Source organism: Bombilactobacillus sp. ESL1092 (assembly GCF_058107465.1).
Window position 1 is genome coordinate 1,647,937 of the sequence record NZ_CM176594.1, and the last position, 19,781, is coordinate 1,667,717.

Consider the following 19,781-nt stretch of genomic DNA (forward strand, 5'->3'; position numbering starts at 1 on the left):
ATTCCGCTGAACTGTTATTAAGTTTAAGAGTATTAGTATAAAGGAGAGATTTATATGGGTATGAAGAGTCCCTTAATTGATGTTGTAACGAAGTCCCAATTACGTGATGATATTCCTGATTTTCGCGCAGGAGATACTGTGCGGGTTTCTGTTAAAGTTGTCGAAGGTTCTCGGGAACGGATTCAGTTATTTGAAGGTGTTGTAATCAAGCGTCGCGGTAGTGGCATTAGCGCAACTTATACTGTTCGTAAAATGAGTAGTGGTGTTGGTGTTGAACGGACATTCCCATTACACTCACCACGAGTTGCTAAAATTGAAGTAATTCGCCAAGGTCGCGTTCGGCGTGCTAAGTTGTATTACCTACGTAACCGTCGTGGTAAGGCTGCTAGAATTGCTGAAAAGCGTCGTTAATAAATTAAAGATTAACTATCAAAGCACAATCTCTCTTGATTGTGCTTTTTGATAACCATAAAAAAACTAGTATCGAAAAAATAATTTTTCAGTACTAGTTTCTTAAGTTTAATCTTAAAAAATATCTGACCGGTATAAACCGACTACCTTGCCTAAAATAGTAACATTAGTCAAATAAATAGGAGCAAAATCTTCGTTTTCCGGTTGTAAACGGAATTGATGGGTTTCTTTATAAAATCTCTTGCAAGTGGCCTCATTATCATCATTCATGGCAATGACAATTTCACCATTTTGCGCGGTGTTTTGTTGACGAACAATAACTTGATCACCATCTAAAATACCAGCATCTTGCATGCTACTGCCGTGGATGGTTAACATAAAGAGTGGTTGATTTTCGTTCGCCAGATCAGGTGGTAACGGAAAGTATTCAGCATCAGCTTCTTGGATTGCCAGCGCTGGTTGGCCCGCAGTAACGGTTCCTAAAATAGGAATGCGCGTGTTAGGAATATCTAGTTTGTCTAAACCAGCAGTCGTTAACATCAAGGCGCGGGGCTTAGTGGGGTCGCGTTCTAAAAAGCCCCGAGTCTCTAAGCGTTCTAAGTGACCGTGAACGGTAGAAGTTGAGGATAGGTTCACAGCTTGACCGATTTCGCGAACAGTGGGCGGATACCCGTGTTCTTGTTGTTGATCATAGATAAATTGTAAAATTTCCAGTTGTTTAGCACTGATTGGTTGACTCATAACGCCACTCCTAGTAAGTTTAAACTAAGATTAGCATAAGTTTGTAGTAGTTTCAAATTGACATTGGTTGAAAGGAGAATTTGATGGCTGAAATTAATGAGAATAAAAAACAAACGGAATTAATTCAACGGATTAACACTTTAGCACACAAACAAAAAAATGAGGGTTTAGATCCAGAGGAAAAACGGGAACAAGCAGCTTTGAGACAAGAATATTTGGCTAATTTTCGTTCCGGCTTAAGAGATCGGATTGAGCATACGAAGTTATACGATAAGGCTGGTAAAGAAGTTACGTCGAAAAAAGTGCGTCAGATTCAGCGCGAACAAGGCTGGCGTGAAGATTAAATTGTAATTTAACCACAATTAGTGGGAATGACTATGCTATAATTAAAAAAGTGGCTACAGTATTAATAAAGAAGTTAAGAGAGCATGATCAGAATAAAATATTCGTCTAAATTGACGAAAACTTATTTTGATCTCGGCTCCAAAATATTAAAAAATTTATTGTTATTGTAGTATTGCTAGTTAAATCTTAAAAGATAAGTCAAGGGTGGATGAATAATGTTAGTGACAGTTCTAGTGGGAATAGTAATGTTGATTGTCGGATTAGTTGGTGGCTTTTTCGGAGCACGTGCTTATATGAAGAAGTATCTGCAAGACAACCCACCTATTTCACCAGATATGATGCGGCAAATGATGGCACAAATGGGTCAAAAACCATCACAAAAGAAATTAAACCAAATGATGCAAATGATGAAAAACCAATCCAAAAAAGCATAATGAAGTCAACTAATTTAAAACTTCAAATGCTCTGCTAAATAATCACAGCAATGATTACAGCTAAAGCGCTGATTTTAACTATTACTAGTTAGAATGAGTGCTTTCTTTGTGTTGAAATATTAAAAATATTTGTTAAAGTTAAAATAAATTAATAAAGTGCAAACGTGAGGTTTTATTGTGACAATATTCAAAAAATTGAATTGGTTTTTTAAAGAACAAAAAAAGCATTATTTAATTGGTATTATGTTTCTGATTTTAACAGCCATTACGAATCTAATTATTCCCCAAGCGATTGGACGCTTTTCAGATTGGGTGAATCAACACCAGTTGACTTGGACCAAAACCATTTGGTTGTTACTCATTGTAGCAGGTGCGGGGCTTTTGCAATATCTGTTTCGGTTTGGTTGGCGCCGCGAAATTTGGGGTGGTGCGGCACAATTAGAGCGCCAATTACGTAGTCGTTTATTCTGGCATTATTTGAACATGGATGACCCTTTTTTTAAGCGGCATCGCATTGGCGATCTGATGGCACATGCGACTAATGATATTTCGGCTGTACAAAATGTTGCTGGTTCAGGGATTTTAACTTTAGCTGATTCGATCATTACTGGTGGTTTAACGATTGTAGCGATGGTTTGGTTGGTTGATTGGCGTTTGACGTTAATTGCCGTTTTGCCGTTACCGTTGTTAGCCATGATGGCGCGCGTTTTAGGAAGCAAGTTACATTATCACTTTGCTCAGTCGCAAGCAGCTTTTTCACAATTGAGTAATAAAACACAGGAAAGTATGACCGGAATTAAAGTCATTAAAACTTTTGGTCAAGAACACGAAGATATTGCCGATTTTGACCAAAAGGTTGAGCAGACGATTCAGATTAATCGACGGGTGAACTTTATTGATGCTTTGTTTGATCCCTTAACAGGTTTAATCATGGGCTTGACGTATGTGATTACGATTATTTATGGTTCACACTTAGTCCTTAATCAGGTGATTACAATTGGTCAATTAATCACTTTTGTGGGTTATATCAATGCGTTAGTGTGGCCGATGTTTGCGATTGGGCGCTTGTTCAATATTTTGGAACGCGGTAATGCGAGTTTTGATCGCATTCAAGCGATCTTAAACGAAAAATCAGCCATTATTGATTCCAATGTAGGCCAGACTCAAGTAACTGGTGGTCAACTGCAAGTTGATTTACAGAGTTTTACTTATCCCGACGGAGCCGTTCCTTCATTACAAAAAATTAAGTTTGACTTGTTACCTGGACAGACGTTAGGCATTGTGGGGCGGGTTGGCTCCGGTAAAAGTACTTTGATTAAACTTTTGTTACGCCGGTTTGATCAGTACCGAGGGCAAATTACTTTGGGCGGTGTGGATATTCGCCAGTACAGTTTAGATACTTTATTAAAAAATATCGGTTATGTGCCCCAGACGAGCTTTTTATTTTCGGCTACAGTGCAAGATAATATTCGTTTTGGCAATGATCGCAGTCCTCAAACTGCAGTCAAAAAAGCGGCACTGGCCGGCGCGATTGATGCGGATATCCAAGAACTAAGTGCGGGTTATCAAACTTTAATTGGTGAAAAGGGTGTTAACCTGTCTGGTGGTCAACAACAACGTTTAGCGATTGCTCGGGCGGTGATAGGACAGCCACGGATTCTGGTGTTTGATGATGCTACTTCCGCACTGGATGCTAAAACTGAGGTGCAAATTAATCACAATTTACGACAGTTACGGACACAGCAGCAATCGTTAATTATTATTTCCCAGCGTCTGCGGAGCGTGATGGACGCTGATGAAATTTTAGTTTTACAACAGGGGCAAATCCAACAACGCGGTACGCACCAACAACTCATACACCAACCGGGTTGGTATCAAGTCATGTGGCGACGGCAGCAAATGAATTATTAGGAGCTAAGATTAATGTCTGAAGTGAAACAAAAACAAGTCATATCTGCCAAAGAACAACATCAGATTGTATGGCGATTATTAAAATTTGCTGGCAAGCATTATTGGTCGTTTATCATTGCGGCCTTAGCAGTGACATTACAATCAACGATGAATATTTTGTTGCCCAAATTCTTACAATATTATATGGATCATTATTTGACTCGGGCTACTCTGACGCAAACTATCATTATTGGTTGTGCTTTACTTTACCTGTTAGGGGTAATTCTGCGCTCCATTGGGCAATTAGTTACGACGTTTGCCTTTAATATGGGCAGTGAGTATATGCTAGAAGACTTGCGGCGGGCGTTGTTTGCTAAATTACACCAACTAGGGATGAGTTATTTTGATCGGGTGGTTCCCGGGGCGATTGTGTCACGCGTTAATAATGATACAATGTCCATTTCGGATTTTATGCAGGTCTTTTTATCAGGGATGATCGGAGTTTTCTCCATTATTGCGGCCTTTATTGCCATGTGGGTCACTGATTGGGTAACCGCATTAGTCGTCTTAGCGTTTGTACCGCTATTGTTATTGACGATTAAACTTTATAATAAGTATAGTTTGGCGGCTTATCGGTATATGCGTAATAAACTAAGTGAAATTAATACGCGAATCAGTGAAACTATTCAGGGCATTCAAATTATTCAAAATTTTCGCCAACAAAAGCGGACGCAACAAGAATTTGAAACGACAAATAGTCAATATTTGAAAGCGCGCCAATCCATGATCCGCATTAATTCCTTATTATTGTCACCAATTGTCAATTTACTCTACACACTGGCATTAGTTGCAGCTTTAGGGCTTCTAGGTTTCAAAGATCATATTGGGATTTTGCAGGCTGGTGTAGTATATGCGTTTACCACTTATGTGAGTCAGTTTTTCAATCCTATTACTAATTTTATGGATAATTTATCCTTTTTCCAAGATGGAGTAGTTGCTGGTAAGCGCGCCTTCAAAATCTTAGATAGTCAAGAATATGGTCCCCAACAGTTATTACCTCATCGTGGCACTATTACGCAAGGAGCGGTGGAATTTCGTCACGTGAGTTTTGCTTATCCCAATGGGCCAGAAGTTCTGCATGATGTATCGTTTAAACTACAGCCGGGTGAGAGTTTGGGAATTGTAGGCCAAACAGGTAGCGGTAAAAGTACGATGATCAATATTTTATTACGCTTTTATGAATATGGTTCGGGACAAATCTTGATTGATGGTTATGATCTGAGGCATTTACCGCTAAAGCAAATTCGGCGCCAGATAGGCTTAGTCTTACAAGACTCGTATTTATTTTATGGGACGATTAATTCGAATATTCGCTTATTTGATCAAGCAATTACGGATCAACAAATTAAACAAGCCGCTCAATTAGTTCATGCTGATGAATTTATTGAACAATTGCCCCAAAAGTATCAAACTCAAGTGACGCCGGGGACCAGTAGTCTCTCGGCTGGGCAGCGGCAATTATTGTCCTTTGCCAGAACATTAGTGACGGATCCGACAATTTTAGTTTTAGATGAAGCAACTGCTAATATTGATACGGAAACGGAAGAGCAGATTCAAGCTGGCTTAAAGAATTTGCGTGCGGGGCGCACGAGTATTGCGATTGCTCACCGCCTGTCAACGATTAAAGAGTCGACGCAAATTATTGTGTTGGATCATGGGCGGATTGTCGAACGAGGTAATCATGAGCAATTATTAAAACAACACGGTTCTTATTATGAGTTGTATCAATTACAAGAGAGTGAAAGTTTGTCATAATAAAAAATCTGCCAGCAGGTTGATTAGGCTGACAGATTTTTTTGCAAGAATTATTGCTTTTTAACTGGGGGCACGTATTGAAAATGAGGATCGATAGAATGATCAATTTGTTGCCACGCTTGACTCATTTGTTGGTTAACGAGTTCAGTATTTTCTTCGTTAACTTTGAGAGTCCGTGGGATAGCGATAGGTTCCCCAAATTTGATAACACAACGTTGTCGTTTTAAAAAGCCCGTGAATTTGACTGGACCTTGGTAGACAACTGGCACTAGTGGCTTCTTAGACAATTTGGCAATTAAGACCGCACCGCCTTTTAATTGGCTGGAGTAACGGGTGCCAGAGGGAAACATAATCAAACTGAGATTGCGCTTGTTCAGATCTTTGACAGGTGTTTTAATAGTTGATGGTCCCGGGTGCTTGCGGTCAACCGGAAACGCATTGGCGTGCTTGAGAATAAAGGCTAAAAACGAGTTTTTAAATAATTCTTTTTTGGCCATAAAAGCACAGGGAGTAGGGCTAACAGCTAAGGCAAACAGGAGCGGTTCCCACCAGGTACGATGTGGGGCCACCATAATGTAAGATTCATTGGTCGGTAAATTTTCCCGGCCTTCATAGCGTACGTGACCATTCAGCAACCAGACAATAAAGCGAACAATTGGAACCATAAATTTATAAAACATAATTTTACCTCAAATATTAATTTTCAAATTTATTATAGCAAAAGGAAACATGTGATGACAAAAACCTTCGAACGAATTCCCGGATTTGACTTAGATTTAATCCAAGACACCCAATTATACCGCAGTTCCATTGACTCGGTTTTATTAGCTAATTGGATTACTATACGCAATGCCCATGTTGTAGTTGCGGATTTATGTAGTGGCAGTGGCATTATTGGCTTGTGTCTAGCTAAGAAATACCAAGTAACGACTTATTTATTAGAATTGCAAACAGCATTGGCGCAGTTGGCGCAACAGTCGATTCAAAAAAATCAGTTGCAAGAAAACGTACACTTATTTAACACAGATATTGCTGCCGCTTTAGATTATGTGGAACATGATAGTTGTGATGTTATTAGTTGCAATCCGCCGTATTTTGCTAAGAAGGATACGCCAACTTTAGGTAAATCGCGCTCGCACAATATTGCGCGGCACGAATTATTCTTTTCGCAAGAGTTATTGGCACAAGTTGCCAGTCAACTTTTAAAAGATAACGGCAGTTTGTATATTGTTTATCGACCAGATCGGTTATTAGAATTGCAGCAAGTCTTACAGCAATACCACTTGCCTGTGAAAGAATTACTGTTTGTTTATCCGCACCAAGGGGATTTGGCTAACTTAGTGTTAATCAAATGTCGTAAAACGCGGCGGACGAACGGCTTGAAAGTTTGGCCGGGATTAGTTTTGTATAATTCAGATGGGAGTTACACCCAACAATTACGGGAGTTTGTTAATGAATGAATATAGTGTCTACATTGTTCAATGTGCTGATGGTACATTATACACGGGCATCTCGAATGATGTCACTCACCGCATTCAAATGCATAATGCGGGTAAAGGGGCGAAGTATACCAAAACGCGCCGACCTGTTCAGTTAAAGTATCAAGAAGTTGTGGGCAATCGCTCCCAAGCTTCCAAGCGCGAATGGCAAATTAAACAGTTGACGCGCCAACAAAAATGGCAATTAATTAAAATAGGTGTAAATAGTCAGTTGAGTGGTAAATAAAACCAAGCGGCTGGCTTTTATTTTTGATGGAGAAATTTTAATTTAAAAAGCAAATAGTAATTTACTCGAAAAAGTTCTTTGTTCGCTAAAAAGCGGAGTAGGGCCAAATTAATTGACAAAAAAGAAAAACTATCTTTTAAATTAATTAAACATTAAATTAATGACAAAAAAATCATTCTAGTTATCATTTAATGAGCATGCTATAATTTATTCGAAATTAACTGATTAAGATGTTCAGTAGATCTTGTTGCTAGCTTCAATGAAAGCGCTATTAATTATTCGCTGTTATCGGAAGTAGTTCAGAGTGGTTGGAGGCTCACGGCAAAATCTGTGTAGAGAGTTTAAGCAATGGAGATTATGATGAATAAACAATTTAAATTGCTAATGTTATTAATTGCTTTGTTATTTGCGGGCGGAGGCGCTCGACACACAGTTCATTCTGTTCAATCGACGACGAAGCCGATTGCGGTCATACATAAAAGTGATGATCTCTTGGTTAACCCGCAAAATTTTAGTTCATTAACGCAAACAGAGCCGAAAAAAGATGAAAAGTCAGCGGCACCGATCAAAAAAGCCGAGCCGTCCATTAGTAATTTTATGACCTTAACTGCTCCAGTGACAGGTATGGCAGGTACTTGTTCATGGACCTTAGCTACAGATGGGACTTTAACGATTAATTCAGGAATCTTAGCAGTTCGTGCTGAGTACACTGATGTGGATTATTCTTGGAGTATGTATGCAGGTGAGAACTGGATACCTTATCATGCTTACATTCAAAAAGTGGATATTGAACCAGGCGTAGAGCTGCCGACAGACAGTGGTTATGTGTTTGCCAATTTAACTGCTTGTAAGATAATTACCGGCTTGAATAATTTGGATACCAGTAATGCGACAGATATGAGTGAATTGTTTTATAATGACTATTCTTTAACAGATTTAGATTTGACCAGCTTTAATACGAGTCAGGTAATTAATATGCCTGCGATGTTTCGGGAGTGCAGAAATTTAACAAGTTTAAATTTGACCCGCTTTGATACTGCTAATGTCAAGGACATGTCGAAAATGTTTTATGATACTAGTCGGTTGACGGATTTAGATTTGAGAAATTTTGTAACGAATAAGGTTACTGATATGTCTCTAATGTTTTACCAGTGTCGTGCTAAGACTATTGATGTAAGTAGTTTTAATACTGATTCGGTTATTAATATGAGTCGAATGTTTGAATACGCGGCAAATGTTACTGTTTTAGATGTAAGTCACTTTAATACATCTTCCATAACTGATATGAGTTCTATGTTTTTGTTTTGTGAAAGTTTAACTGATTTAAACCTAACTGGTTGGGATACAAGTCATGTTATTGATATGAGTCAAATGTTTGATTATTGTTCAAATTTAACTAGCCTTGATCTGACGGCCTTTGATACGTCTAATGTACAAAATATGTCTTCCATGTTTTATCACTGTTCCCAACTAAAAAATTTAAATATAACTAAGCTGAATACTACAAAGGTAACAACGATGAATAATATGTTTAGTTTTTGCAGTAGTTTGACTAAACTAGATTTTACGCAAGATCCTAATTTTAGTACTGCCAATGTGTTAGATATGTCGGAAATGTTTGAAGATTGCGAGGGGTTAACAAGTTTGAATGTGACCACCTTTGATACAGCGAATGTTCATAATATGTCTGAGATGTTTGATAGATGTATCAGCTTAACAAATTTAGATGTAACCAAATTTGACACTAGTCAAGTGAATAATATAGTTTATGTTCATTCTGATTCGCTATGTGGTATGTCTGGGATGTTTGCTGGTTGTAGAGACTTAAAGGATTTAGATGTGACCAACTTTGATACAAAACAAGTAACTAATATGTCTTCGATGTTTTCTGGCTGCAGTGGCTTAACGGATTTAGATGTGACGCATTTTGTGACAGCTAAAGTGACCGATATGTCTGCAATGTTTAGAAATTGCAGTGGCTTAACGGATTTAGACGTGACCAACTTTGATACAAAACAAGTAATTAATATGTTTTCGATGTTTTTTGGTTGCAGCGGCTTAAAGGATTTAGACGTGACCGACTTTGATACAAAACAAGTAACTAATATGTCTTCGATGTTTTCTGGCTGCAGTGGCTTAACGGATTTAGACGTGACCGACTTTGATACAAAACAAGTAACACGTATGTCTTCGATGTTTTCTAGTTGCAGTGGCTTAAAAGATTTAGATGTGACGAACTTTGTGACAGCTAAAGTGACCGACATGTCTTCGATGTTTTCTGGTTGTAGAGGTTTAAAGAATTTAGATGTGACGAACTTTGTGACAGCTAAAGTGACCGACATGTATTCGATGTTTTCTTATTGTAGTGGCTTAACGAATTTGGATGTAACAAATTTTGATACTGGCGCCGTTAAAAATATGTATTCGATGTTTTCTTATTGTAGTGGCTTAAAAGATTTAGATATTACCAACTTTGATACAAAACAAGTAACTAATATGTCTTCGATGTTTGCTAATTGCAGTGGCTTAACGAATCTAAATTTAACAAATTTTGATACTGGCGCTGTTAAAAATATGTCTGATATGTTTGAGTATTGTCTGAATTTAACAAGTTTGGACTTGGGTAATTTTCAAACTCAAAATTTAACAGACTATTTGTCGCTTAATGATATTTTTATTGAAACTCCTTCACTACGTAAATTAGTTTTAGGCCCAGATGCCGTTTGGAAAACTGTTACCAATAGCCATGACACTTATAGCACATATCTAAGTTGTCCTAGCAATAATTCTAAATTTACTGACGCTATAACAGGTAAGACTTATCAGACTTTAGATGGTTGGCAAGAAGTGGGTACTGGCAGTGATGACTTTCATCCTAATGGCGCCATTTACGATAACGTTGATGATTTAAATGACTTTTTAGGTACTGCGCGTCCTGCTAAGACGACTCTAGTTTGGCGTAGCAAGTTAACTAACCAACAACCTTTAATTAAATTGGGTGCTAGTGCGACTACTTCGTTAAGCATGAACTATTGTCATGATTATCGACAAACAACAATGCTACCTGAATTGGATATTTCTGGAACCGTTGCGGATACTGACAGTAACAATGTGCAATTATATTATGCAATTGATCCAACGACACCAATTACCAACATTGCTGAGGTCACTAATAATTGTCAACCGGTGGGTTCGGCTCTAACTGCAACGGGTGATGATTTAGCTTCTGGGGCTGCTTGGCAACTAGCGTTGACTGACCCGACAGATTTAAAAACGTTAGCTACCCCGAAAGCTGGCGGTCACCAAATCCAGTTCTATGCAGTTGATAGTGGGGCGCAGTTTACGACAGAAAATCCGCAAGTTTCTTCCGTAGCAACCGTGAAGGTAGCGGAGAATAGTTTGGTGCAAATCAATTATTTAGACCAAAGTACGGGGACGCCCGTTCTGGATACTAATGAAGCAGGGCATTCTAAACCAGCGCAAACGGTTGTTGGAACCGTTGGCTCAGATATTCCTACGGCTGATGTCCCACCAGTAATTAAGACTAAGTATCACCGTTATACTTTGCAGTCGACACCGATCACAACTTTTCCTTCCATTGTAACCTCTGATAATCCGTTACTCCAGCCGTATCAAATGAATTTGCAATATCGTTCGGGGACGATGACCATGAAGGTTCCTAATGATTTAGATTTTGGTAAGAAAATTGTCCAGACTTCTCGACAAGTTTATGCTTTGAAAGCTAGTGCTTTGGATCAAAAATTGGCGGTCAATGATGATACTGGGGCTCCGAGTTGGCAACTATCATTGGCAATGAAGGACGACTTCAATTATTCTGGCGGTTCTTCCACGACGGCATTGACGAATATTTTGCAGTATTTAGCTCCTGATCATAGTAGCTTAGCTATTACCAAAGTGCCAACACTGATTGATAGCTATGCTCATTACAACACACCCGTTGATAGTTCGGGCAACGCTGTGACGAATATTTCAGATAATTGGTGGAATAATAGTCAACAACAAATTGCTGGTCCTCAATTAGACTTGCGCAATCCTGCTAATCCTGTGCATGCTGCTAATTATAGTGCCACAGTTACGTGGTCATTAGAGAATTCTTTACAGTGATTTGCTTTGTAATTGCTAGTGTCCAATTTATTAGTTGCGTGTGAATTAGTTCTTTAGTATAATAAGTGATTGTATTAAATACTCACGTTGATTTTTGATTTGTTGGTGCACGAAGGTGTGACAAATCAGTTAAAGTTGACGGCGGAAAAACCATGGAGGTTATGGAATTATGTCTGTTTTATCAATGAAACAATTATTAGAAGCCGGTGTTCATTTTGGACACCAAACACGGCGTTGGAACCCCAAGATGAAGCCGTATATCTTTACACAAAGAAACGGTATCTACATTATTGATCTACAAAAGACCGTGCATATGATTGATGATGCTTACAACTTTATGAAAGATGTTGCTGCTGATGATGGCGTCTTCTTGTTTGTTGGTACTAAGAAGCAAGCTCAAGACTCTATTGCTGAAGAAGCAACCCGCGCTGGTCAATTTTATGTGAACCATCGTTGGTTAGGTGGAACTTTAACTAACTGGGATACGATCCAAAGTCGGATTAAGCGTTTGAAAGAAATCAAGAAGATGTCTGAAGACGGCACATTCGAACGTTTACCTAAAAAAGAAGCTGCTTTATTAGTTAAACAAGAACAAAAATTAGAAAAATTCTTGGGCGGTATTGAAGATATGCCACGGATTCCTGATGTAATGTTTGTGGTTGATCCTCATAAAGAAATCATTGCCGTTCGGGAAGCTCAAAAGTTGAACATTCCAGTTGTTGCGATGGTTGATACGAACACGGATCCAGATGACATTGATGTGATTATTCCATCTAACGATGATGCTATTCGGGCCGTTCGCTTGATTACTTCCAAGATGGCTGATGCGATTATTGAAGGTCGTCAAGGTGAAGAAAACGTTGATTTACCAGAAGAACAAATGGCGCAAGCCGCTGCAAGTGAAGACAATGATGGCGAACAATCCATTGAAGAAGTTGTCGAAGATTCTGATAAATAAGTAAATTTTATTGAATAAAGTAATTTTAAGAAGCTGTAACTGAAGTTTAGCCGTTTGAAAATGGGGAGACTTTGGTAAGATAACCGCGAAAGTGTTTAGATAATGAAGCTTTGCGATTCAGCTTCTTTTGGTGTGTATAATGTTAGGAGGATAACGATGGCTAAAATTACAGCTGCGCAAGTTAAAGAATTACGTGATAGAACAAGTGTTGGTATGATGGACGCTAAGAAAGCCTTAGTTGCCGCTGATGGCGATATGCAAAAGGCGATTGACGAATTACGTGAAAAAGGTGTTGCCAAGGCTGCCAAGAAGAGTGACCGGATTGCTGCCGAAGGTTTAGCAGCGATTGAAATTCAAGGTAATACTGCCGCCATTATTGAAGTTAATTCCGAAACTGATTTTGTGGCTTCCAATGACAAATTTACCGGCCTAGTTTCCCAAATTGCGAGTGCAATTGCGGAACAAAAGCCTGCTGATTTAGCAGCCGCTTCCCAAATTAAGTTGGCTGATGGTAACAGTATTGCTGATGCCATTACGAATTTAACAGCCGTGATTGGTGAAAAAATCACTCTGCGGCGCTTCACAGTAGTTACCAAAAAGGATAATGAAAGTTTTGGCTCCTATTTACACAATGGTGGTCAAGTAGCTGCTTTGACAGTGATTGCTGATGCTGATGAAGCAACAACACATGATGTTGCTATGCACGTAGCAGCGATTAATCCAGAATATTTGGATCGTTCGCAAGTACCAGCTGATGTCATTGACCATGAACGCCAAGTTTACACTGAAGAAACGATCAATGAAGGCAAGCCAGAAAAGATTGTGCCAAAGATCGTTGAAGGTCGCTTGAACAAGTACTTGTCAGAAATTAGTTTAGCCGATCAAGATTTTGTCAAAGATCCTGACCAAACTGTTGCTAAGTTTGTTGCTTCTAAGGGCGGCAAGTTAGTTTCATTTGTTCGTTATGAAGTTGGCGAAGGAATTGAAAAGCAAGAGAATAATTTTGTTGATGAAGTTATGGGTCAGATTAAATAAAAGCGCGCAGCGCTTTTTTTTTGGCTAATTTTAGGTAAAATTCAGTATTGATTACTGGTTATGGTAAAATGAATCCTAGAAGAAAATTGTAAGGAGTTAACGATGACTGTTAAATATCAACGAATTGTATTGAAATTAAGCGGTGAAGCTTTAGCAGGTCAAAATGGTTTTGGCATTAATCCGCCGGTAATTGCAAATATTGCTCAACAAATTAAAAAAGTTCATGCACTCGGAGTGCAAATTGCTATTGTGTGTGGTGGCGGTAATATTTGGCGTGGAGAAACTGGTGCTGAATTAGGAATGGAACGCGCCCAAGCTGATTATATGGGAATGTTAGCCACCGTGATGAATGGTTTGGCTTTGCAAGATGGCTTAGAAAAAGTCGGCGTTCCCACACGGGTTCAAACTTCCATTGAAATGCGGCAAATTGCTGAGCCGTATATCCGGCGCAAAGCCATTCGCCATTTAGAAAAGCAACGCGTGGTCATCTTTTCAGCAGGAACTGGTAGTCCTTATTTCTCGACTGATACGACTTCAGTTTTACGGGCAGCCGAAATTGGTGCCGATGTGATTTTAATGGCGAAAAACGGGGTGGATGGTGTTTATTCCGCTGATCCGCAAAAAGATCCTTCAGCAGTTAAATATAATGAATTGACTCAACTTGATGTAATTAATAAAAAACTTGGTGTGATGGATTCGACGGCTAGCTCATTATCCATGGATAATGATATTCCGTTAGTGGTCTTTAACTTAAATGAACCGGATAATATTTTACGAGTTGTTCAAGGCGAAAGTATTGGAACGACTATTCAAGGAGGCAAAAATTAATGACCCAAACAATTATTGAACAAACACAAGCTCATATGCAAAAAAGTGCCGATGCCTTGCAACGCGAACTCGGTCAGATTCGCGCAGGTCGGGCGAATGCTAGTATTTTAAATGGTATTAATGTGGAATATTATGGCGCTGAAGTGCCAATTAACCAAGTGGCTTCCATCAGTATTCCGGAGGCTCGGGTGATTTTGATTACGCCGTTTGATAAGTCTGCGTTAAAAGATATTGAAAAGTCTTTGTTAGCTTCTGATATTGGCATTAATCCAGCCAATGATGGCAATGTGATTCGCTTGGTAATTCCACAATTAACTGGTGAACGGCGCAAGGAATTAGTCAAAGAAGTTGGCAAAATTTCCGAAAATGCGAAAGTGGCTGTTCGCAATATTCGCCGTGAAGCCATGGATTCTTTGAAAAAGCAACAAAAAAATCATGAGATTACTGATGACGAAATGCATGATTTAGAAAATCAAGTGCAAAAGGTAACTGATCAAAATATCAAAAAAATTGAGCAGATTACTGATGACAAATCCAAAGAATTAGTAGTTCTTTAACCGATAGAGGAAGATATCAGATATCTTCGTTTAGAACATTAAGAGACTGGAAGAATTGGTTAGCAGTTGCATGAGTTTTGGCGCATTATAATAAGTAAAACTTCGTCTTGAATGACGAAAACTTATTGTGTTCTCGCTTCTTGTTGGAGTTGTTAACTATTTAAGGTATTAATGATCTTAGGTGGCTGAAACCAAGGTTGGTCAGTAAAGTAACCGGATTGACTTTGAAGTATACAATAGGTTAAGTGGTTTTTCATTGAACTATCTTAACCTAGTTGAATTAGCTGTATAATGATCTTTTACCCCAGTCTCTTTAAACTTTATTAGGAGTTTTCAAAATGGTTAATCAAGTTCTACCACGTCATGTAGCAATTATTATGGATGGCAATGGGCGTTGGGCACAAAAACGCGGCTTGCCAAGAATTGCGGGACATCGCGCCGGAATGAATAATTTACAAGTAGTAGCGAGTGCTGCTAGTCAAATGGGCATTTCTGCTTTGACAGTTTACGCTTTTTCGACTGAAAATTGGAAACGTCCTTCCAAGGAAGTGCGCTTTTTAATGAATTTACCAATTGATTTTTTTGGAAAATTCATGCCAGATTTGATGAGGAATAATGTTAAGGTGCTTATCACAGGTTTTGTGGAACAGTTACCTGCCAAAACGCGCGAAGTTTGCTTAAAAGCCATTGACCAAACCAAAAATAATACGGGCATGATTTTGAATTTTGCATTTAACTATGGCGCTAGAAGTGATATTGTTAATGCTGTTAAATTATTTGGCCGCCAAGCTCAAGAACATCCTGAGTTGTTAGATCAACTAGATGAAAAAATGTTTGGTCAGTATTTGATGACTGCGCAATTAGCCGATTTGCAAGAACCTGATCTGTTGATTCGCACCAGTGGAGAACAGCGGTTATCTAATTTCTACTTATGGGAATTAGCATATTCGGAACTGGTTTTCGTGGATGAATATTGGCCTGATTATAGTGCCCAAAATCTGCGGCGTGATGTCTTAAGTTTTGGGCAAAGAGATCGGCGGTATGGCGGCATAAAACAATAGATTAGGAGTTTATTTTGAAAACAAGAATTATTACAGCAGTAATTGCTTTACTTATTTTTATTCCAATTTTAGTAGCAGGTGGAGTTTGGATTGATGTAGCGGCTTCTGTCCTGGCAGTGATTGGTTTATCTGAAGTTTACATTATGCGTAAACGCATTATTGTGTCCCCTGACTTTTTAATTGGGGCCATCGGCGTGTTACTACTATCTTTGCCCGAAAAAGCGTTAACTTGGTTACCCGATGCCTTTTCACGATTTGATTTGGCATACGTGTTTGTCGCCTTGTTATTAATTTTGACGGTTTTCACCAAAAATAGTTATAATTTTGAAGATGCTGGGACAACAATTTTATCCATGTTTTATATTGGAAATGGTTTTCACTATCTAGCTGCGATTCGTAATTCGGATGCTGGTGGTTTGTCATTGCTCTTATTTGGAATGATTATTGTATGGGTAACAGATAGTGGTGCTTATTTTATTGGTCGCGCTATTGGTAAACATAAGTTGTATCCAGCCATCAGTCCTAATAAAACCTGGGAAGGTTCGATCGGTGGGGTCATCTGTGCCGTGATTTTTGCTTTGATTTATATGTTAGGTTTTAACCAATGGAATTATATGGACAATGTTCCACATAATATCTGGTTATTAATTTTAATTACGATTTTTCTATCAATTATTGGGCAAGTGGGCGACTTGGTCGAATCAGCTTATAAGCGGTATTATGGCGTTAAGGATTCGGGCAAAATTTTACCTGGTCATGGTGGCATTTTAGACCGCTTTGACAGTATGTTATTTGTCTTACCGTTAATTCATTCGTTGGGCTTCATGTAATCAGGAGGAAGTTATTTGGTTGCAATATTAACTTTTATCATTGTTTTTGGACTTATTGTGTTTGTTCACGAATTTGGACATTATTATTTTGCTAAAAAATCCGGCATTTTGGTGCGCCAATTTTCCATTGGGATGGGGCCAAAATTGATTTCTTATACACGCAACCATACCTTATACGTCATTCGACTCTTGCCGTTGGGCGGGTATGTGATGTTAGCGGGGGCTGAAGATGATGACGAACAGCTGAAACCCGGTACTTTAGTCGGTCTGAAACTCAATGAGCAAGAGCAAGTTGTGGGAATTGATAATTCACAAAATACTAATAATTCCACTTTAATCCCTTTTCAAGTTGTCCAAAGTGATTTGGAACGGGAGTTGTTTATTGAGGGTTATGAAGCTGGTGATGATGAACATTTAAAACGGTTTTCAGTTGATCATGATGCGGTTTTAATTGATCAAAGTAATAATGCTATGCAGATTGCACCACTGGATGTGCAATTTAATTCAGCTAGTTTGTGGCACCGGTTTTTAACGAACTTAGCTGGTCCGTTGAATAACATTATTTTTGGTATGTTAGTCTACATTTTATGTGCGTTTATTTTGGGCGGAGCACCGAGCAATTCAGCTCAGTTGGGGACAATTCAATCCCATTCGCCAGCTGCGCAAGCACAATTACAGACGGGCGATCAGATAGTTAAAGTTGCTAGCAAACCCATTCATAATTGGACTCAATTAGTCCAAGCGATTAGTCAAAGGCCTAAGCAAATGACTCAATTAACGGTTAAAACGCCGCAAAAGCGCATTAAGCATGTGACTATTAAACCGCGGGCTGTTAAAGAAGGTAAGCAAACCATTGGTCAAATCGGGATTATGCAAGCACGTGATCACCGCCTAGGTCCCACCTTAAAATATGGCGTTCAATCAGCCGTTGGTGCGGTGGCAACAATTGTGAATGCGCTCAAGAAAATGGTTACTGGTGGTTTTAACATTAACCAACTGGGTGGTCCCGTAGCAATCTATTCCGAAACTAGTCAGGTAGCAGCCATGGGTTGGCAACAAGTGTTACTGTTTATTGGTTGGCTGTCAATTAATTTAGGTATTATGAATCTACTACCCATTCCGGCTTTAGACGGTGGAAAGTTATTGTTAAATATTATTGAAGCCATTCGCCGTAAGCCCGTTTCTCAAAAGACAGAAGTTGTGGTTAATTTGATTGGTGTGGGCTTGTTACTGATCTTAATGGTCGCAGTGACTTGGAATGATATTACGCGCTTCTTTGTGAAATAATCTTTAGGAGTAAGGGAGAAAATAATTTATGAAACAATCACGGGTATTTATACCAACATTAAAGGAAACCCCTAGTGATGCTGAGGCAGTTAGTCATCAATTGATGTTGAGAGCAGGTTTTATTCGTCAAATATCAGCTGGAGTCTATGCTTATTTGCCTTTGGCCTATCGGGTTTTAAGGAACATTGAACGAATTGTTCGTGAAGAATTGGAACAAGTTGGCTGTGTAGAAATGTTGGCTCCGGCCGTTTTGCCGGCTGAATTATGGCAACAAAGTGGACGTTATGACACCTATGGTGATAACTTATTTAAGTTTAAGGATCGCCACCAACGTGACTTTATTTTAGGGCCTACGCATGAAGAGACGATGACTTCGTTAGTTAGCAACGTTTTGAACTCTTACAAGAAAATGCCGCAAGTGTTATATCAAATTCAAACGAAGTTTCGTGATGAAGATCGTCCGCGTTACGGTTTATTGCGGGGTCGTGAATTTTTGATGATGGATGCTTATTCTTTTACTGCTAATACAGATGATTTGGATACAATTTTTGATCAAATTGAACAAGCTTATCGCAAAATCTTTGAACGTAGTGGTTTAGATTTTCGGGAAATTTTGGCGGATTCTGGTGATATGGGCGGTAGTGGTTCGAAAGAATTTCACGCTGTGGCCCCGATTGGCGAAGATACGATTGTGTATTCGGATGTGAGTGATTATGCTGCCAACTTAGAAATGGCTACGAGCGTTTTAACTCCTAACCCGCAAGCTGAAATGTTGCCATTATCAGAAATCAAAGTTAATCCGCAAGTGAAGTCGGTGGCCGATTTAGCACAGGATATTGATGTCACTGCTGCGCAAATTATTAAGTGTGTGGCCTATTTGGCTGATAAGAAGCCGGTATTGGCTTTGATCCGTGGTGATTTTGCGGTGAATGAAACGAAGTTAAAGAACTTATTAGGGGTGAACGAATTAACTCCCGCTTCAGATCAACAAGTAGCCGAAATTTTTCATAGTGTGCCCGGTTTTATTGGTCCCATGAATTTAGCGTCGGAAATTCAAGTGATTGGTGATTTGTCCATTCAGGATTTGACTAATGCTGTAACCGGTGCTAATCAAAAAGGATTACATTATCAAAACGTGAATGCCCCTCGAGATTATCAGGTTGAACAATATGCCGATATTCGGACTGTCAAAGAAGGCGAGCTCTCACCAGACAATAAGGGAGTTTTACATTTTACACGGGGCATTGAAATTGGCCATATCTTCAAGTTGGGTACGAAATACTCTGAAAGTTTAAATGCGAACTTCTTGGATGAAAATGGTAAACAACAACCCATCATTATGGGCTGCTATGGCATTGGTATTAGTCGTTTATTGTCTGCCATTGTAGAACAACATCATGATGATGCGGGGATGATTTGGCCCTGGGAACTAGCACCTTATCAGGTTCATGTAGTTGTCATGAATGCTAAAAAAGAAGAACAAATGTTACTCGCTGAGCAGATTGAAACTGATTTGACCGCTAGTGGTTTAAGTGTTTTAGTCGATGATCGTAAGGAACGGCCAGGGGTTAAATTTGCGGAAGCTGATTTAATCGGTTTGCCCGTACGGATTACCGTTGGTAAGAAAGCCAGCGATCAAATCGTAGAAGTTAAATTGCGGCAGCAACAAGAATCCGTGGAAGTTGCCGTGGGCGATATTAAAGAGACCATTAAGATCTTATTACACAATAATTAAATAA

Annotated in this window: 18 protein-coding genes; 16 read left to right on the forward strand and 2 right to left on the reverse strand. The window is 39.0% G+C overall.

The features are described from left to right. The first annotated feature begins 60 nt into the window (after window positions 1-60). Window positions 61-411, forward strand: a complete 351-nt coding sequence (gene rplS / locus AC3B6Y_RS07790; RefSeq protein ID WP_489757714.1) for a 50S ribosomal protein L19 — start codon at window positions 61-63, stop codon at window positions 409-411. A 114-nt stretch (window positions 412-525) separates the two neighbouring features. On the opposite strand, the gene lexA is transcribed toward rplS, so the two are convergent. Continuing rightward, on the reverse strand, window positions 526-1,152 hold the full coding sequence (lexA, locus tag AC3B6Y_RS07795) for a transcriptional repressor LexA (RefSeq protein ID WP_489774929.1): 627 nt from the start codon (window positions 1,150-1,152) through the stop codon (window positions 526-528). A gap of 83 nt (window positions 1,153-1,235) precedes the next feature. On the opposite strand from lexA, the gene AC3B6Y_RS07800 reads away from it, so the two are divergent. The 4 genes from AC3B6Y_RS07800 to AC3B6Y_RS07815 all read left to right on the forward strand — a co-directional run bounded on the left by AC3B6Y_RS07800 (window position 1,236) and on the right by AC3B6Y_RS07815 (window position 5,636). After that, window positions 1,236-1,496 carry a DUF896 domain-containing protein gene (locus AC3B6Y_RS07800; protein ID WP_489757532.1) on the forward strand — a complete coding sequence of 87 codons (261 nt, stop codon included), beginning with the start codon at window positions 1,236-1,238 and terminating at the stop codon, window positions 1,494-1,496. Between the two features lie 216 nt (window positions 1,497-1,712). After that, window positions 1,713-1,931, forward strand: a complete 219-nt coding sequence (locus tag AC3B6Y_RS07805; RefSeq protein ID WP_489757533.1) for a YneF family protein — start codon at window positions 1,713-1,715, stop codon at window positions 1,929-1,931. 177 nt (window positions 1,932-2,108) lie between these two features. Beyond that, window positions 2,109-3,842 (forward strand): ABC transporter ATP-binding protein, encoded by a 1,734-nt coding sequence (locus AC3B6Y_RS07810; protein WP_489790911.1) that lies wholly within the window; start codon window positions 2,109-2,111, stop codon window positions 3,840-3,842. Between the two features lie 12 nt (window positions 3,843-3,854). Beyond that, window positions 3,855-5,636 (forward strand): ABC transporter ATP-binding protein, encoded by a 1,782-nt coding sequence (locus tag AC3B6Y_RS07815; protein WP_489790912.1) that lies wholly within the window; start codon window positions 3,855-3,857, stop codon window positions 5,634-5,636. A 50-nt stretch (window positions 5,637-5,686) separates the two neighbouring features. Here the strand turns inward: AC3B6Y_RS07815 and AC3B6Y_RS07820 are convergent, their stop codons facing one another. Next, window positions 5,687-6,316: a lysophospholipid acyltransferase family protein gene (locus tag AC3B6Y_RS07820; protein WP_489757536.1), complete on the reverse strand. Its 630-nt coding sequence runs from the start codon at window positions 6,314-6,316 to the stop codon at window positions 5,687-5,689. 54 nt (window positions 6,317-6,370) lie between these two features. On the opposite strand from AC3B6Y_RS07820, the gene AC3B6Y_RS07825 reads away from it, so the two are divergent. The 11 genes from AC3B6Y_RS07825 (at window position 6,371) to AC3B6Y_RS07875 (ending at window position 19,777) form a co-directional block, all read left to right on the forward strand. Next, the gene (locus AC3B6Y_RS07825) at window positions 6,371-7,096 is read left to right on the forward strand and encodes a tRNA1(Val) (adenine(37)-N6)-methyltransferase (RefSeq protein ID WP_489790913.1); all 726 of its coding nucleotides are present in this window, start codon (window positions 6,371-6,373) and stop codon (window positions 7,094-7,096) included. Beyond that, entirely contained in the window at window positions 7,089-7,361 is a 273-nt protein-coding gene (locus AC3B6Y_RS07830; protein WP_489769007.1) for a GIY-YIG nuclease family protein, read from the forward strand. The genes AC3B6Y_RS07825 and AC3B6Y_RS07830 overlap by 8 nt, the downstream gene beginning before the upstream one ends. Before the next feature lie 360 nt (window positions 7,362-7,721). Beyond that, window positions 7,722-11,486, forward strand: coding sequence for a BspA family leucine-rich repeat surface protein (locus AC3B6Y_RS07835; protein WP_489790914.1), 3,765 nt, complete (start codon window positions 7,722-7,724; stop codon window positions 11,484-11,486). A gap of 169 nt (window positions 11,487-11,655) precedes the next feature. Further along, window positions 11,656-12,444, forward strand: a complete 789-nt coding sequence (rpsB, locus tag AC3B6Y_RS07840; protein WP_489757540.1) for a 30S ribosomal protein S2 — start codon at window positions 11,656-11,658, stop codon at window positions 12,442-12,444. Between the two features lie 156 nt (window positions 12,445-12,600). After that, window positions 12,601-13,479: a translation elongation factor Ts gene (tsf, locus tag AC3B6Y_RS07845; RefSeq protein WP_489790915.1), complete on the forward strand. Its 879-nt coding sequence runs from the start codon at window positions 12,601-12,603 to the stop codon at window positions 13,477-13,479. A gap of 102 nt (window positions 13,480-13,581) precedes the next feature. Further along, window positions 13,582-14,307 carry a UMP kinase gene (pyrH, locus tag AC3B6Y_RS07850; protein ID WP_489757542.1) on the forward strand — a complete coding sequence of 242 codons (726 nt, stop codon included), beginning with the start codon at window positions 13,582-13,584 and terminating at the stop codon, window positions 14,305-14,307. Further along, on the forward strand, window positions 14,307-14,864 hold the full coding sequence (gene frr, locus AC3B6Y_RS07855) for a ribosome recycling factor (protein ID WP_489757543.1): 558 nt from the start codon (window positions 14,307-14,309) through the stop codon (window positions 14,862-14,864). The genes pyrH and frr overlap by 1 nt, the downstream gene beginning before the upstream one ends. 338 nt (window positions 14,865-15,202) lie before the next feature. Then, window positions 15,203-15,925: an undecaprenyl pyrophosphate synthase gene (uppS, locus tag AC3B6Y_RS07860; protein ID WP_489790916.1), complete on the forward strand. Its 723-nt coding sequence runs from the start codon at window positions 15,203-15,205 to the stop codon at window positions 15,923-15,925. Window positions 15,926-15,939: 14 nt separating this feature from the next. Further along, complete coding sequence (locus AC3B6Y_RS07865) at window positions 15,940-16,755, forward strand: phosphatidate cytidylyltransferase (RefSeq protein ID WP_489757545.1); 816 nt, start codon at window positions 15,940-15,942, stop codon at window positions 16,753-16,755. A gap of 15 nt (window positions 16,756-16,770) precedes the next feature. Next, window positions 16,771-18,042, forward strand: a complete 1,272-nt coding sequence (gene rseP / locus AC3B6Y_RS07870) for an RIP metalloprotease RseP (RefSeq protein WP_489790917.1) — start codon at window positions 16,771-16,773, stop codon at window positions 18,040-18,042. Window positions 18,043-18,070: 28 nt separating this feature from the next. Then, complete coding sequence (locus AC3B6Y_RS07875; protein WP_489790918.1) at window positions 18,071-19,777, forward strand: proline--tRNA ligase; 1,707 nt, start codon at window positions 18,071-18,073, stop codon at window positions 19,775-19,777. The last annotated feature ends 4 nt before the right edge of the window (window positions 19,778-19,781 follow it).

Coding starts and splice junctions, on each gene's coding strand:
- AC3B6Y_RS07830 (WP_489769007.1), top strand. CDS start 7,089: ATGAATGAATATAGTGTCTACATTGTTCAATGTGCTGATGGTACATTA.
- rpsB (WP_489757540.1), top strand. CDS start 11,656: ATGTCTGTTTTATCAATGAAACAATTATTAGAAGCCGGTGTTCATTTT.
- AC3B6Y_RS07875 (WP_489790918.1), top strand. CDS start 18,071: ATGAAACAATCACGGGTATTTATACCAACATTAAAGGAAACCCCTAGT.
- frr (WP_489757543.1), top strand. CDS start 14,307: ATGACCCAAACAATTATTGAACAAACACAAGCTCATATGCAAAAAAGT.
- pyrH (WP_489757542.1), top strand. CDS start 13,582: ATGACTGTTAAATATCAACGAATTGTATTGAAATTAAGCGGTGAAGCT.
- AC3B6Y_RS07800 (WP_489757532.1), top strand. CDS start 1,236: ATGGCTGAAATTAATGAGAATAAAAAACAAACGGAATTAATTCAACGG.
- AC3B6Y_RS07815 (WP_489790912.1), top strand. CDS start 3,855: ATGTCTGAAGTGAAACAAAAACAAGTCATATCTGCCAAAGAACAACAT.
- lexA (WP_489774929.1), bottom strand. CDS start 1,152: ATGAGTCAACCAATCAGTGCTAAACAACTGGAAATTTTACAATTTATC.
- AC3B6Y_RS07805 (WP_489757533.1), top strand. CDS start 1,713: ATGTTAGTGACAGTTCTAGTGGGAATAGTAATGTTGATTGTCGGATTA.
- rplS (WP_489757714.1), top strand. CDS start 61: ATGAAGAGTCCCTTAATTGATGTTGTAACGAAGTCCCAATTACGTGAT.
- AC3B6Y_RS07825 (WP_489790913.1), top strand. CDS start 6,371: ATGACAAAAACCTTCGAACGAATTCCCGGATTTGACTTAGATTTAATC.
- AC3B6Y_RS07820 (WP_489757536.1), bottom strand. CDS start 6,316: ATGTTTTATAAATTTATGGTTCCAATTGTTCGCTTTATTGTCTGGTTG.
- tsf (WP_489790915.1), top strand. CDS start 12,601: ATGGCTAAAATTACAGCTGCGCAAGTTAAAGAATTACGTGATAGAACA.
- uppS (WP_489790916.1), top strand. CDS start 15,203: ATGGTTAATCAAGTTCTACCACGTCATGTAGCAATTATTATGGATGGC.
- AC3B6Y_RS07835 (WP_489790914.1), top strand. CDS start 7,722: ATGAATAAACAATTTAAATTGCTAATGTTATTAATTGCTTTGTTATTT.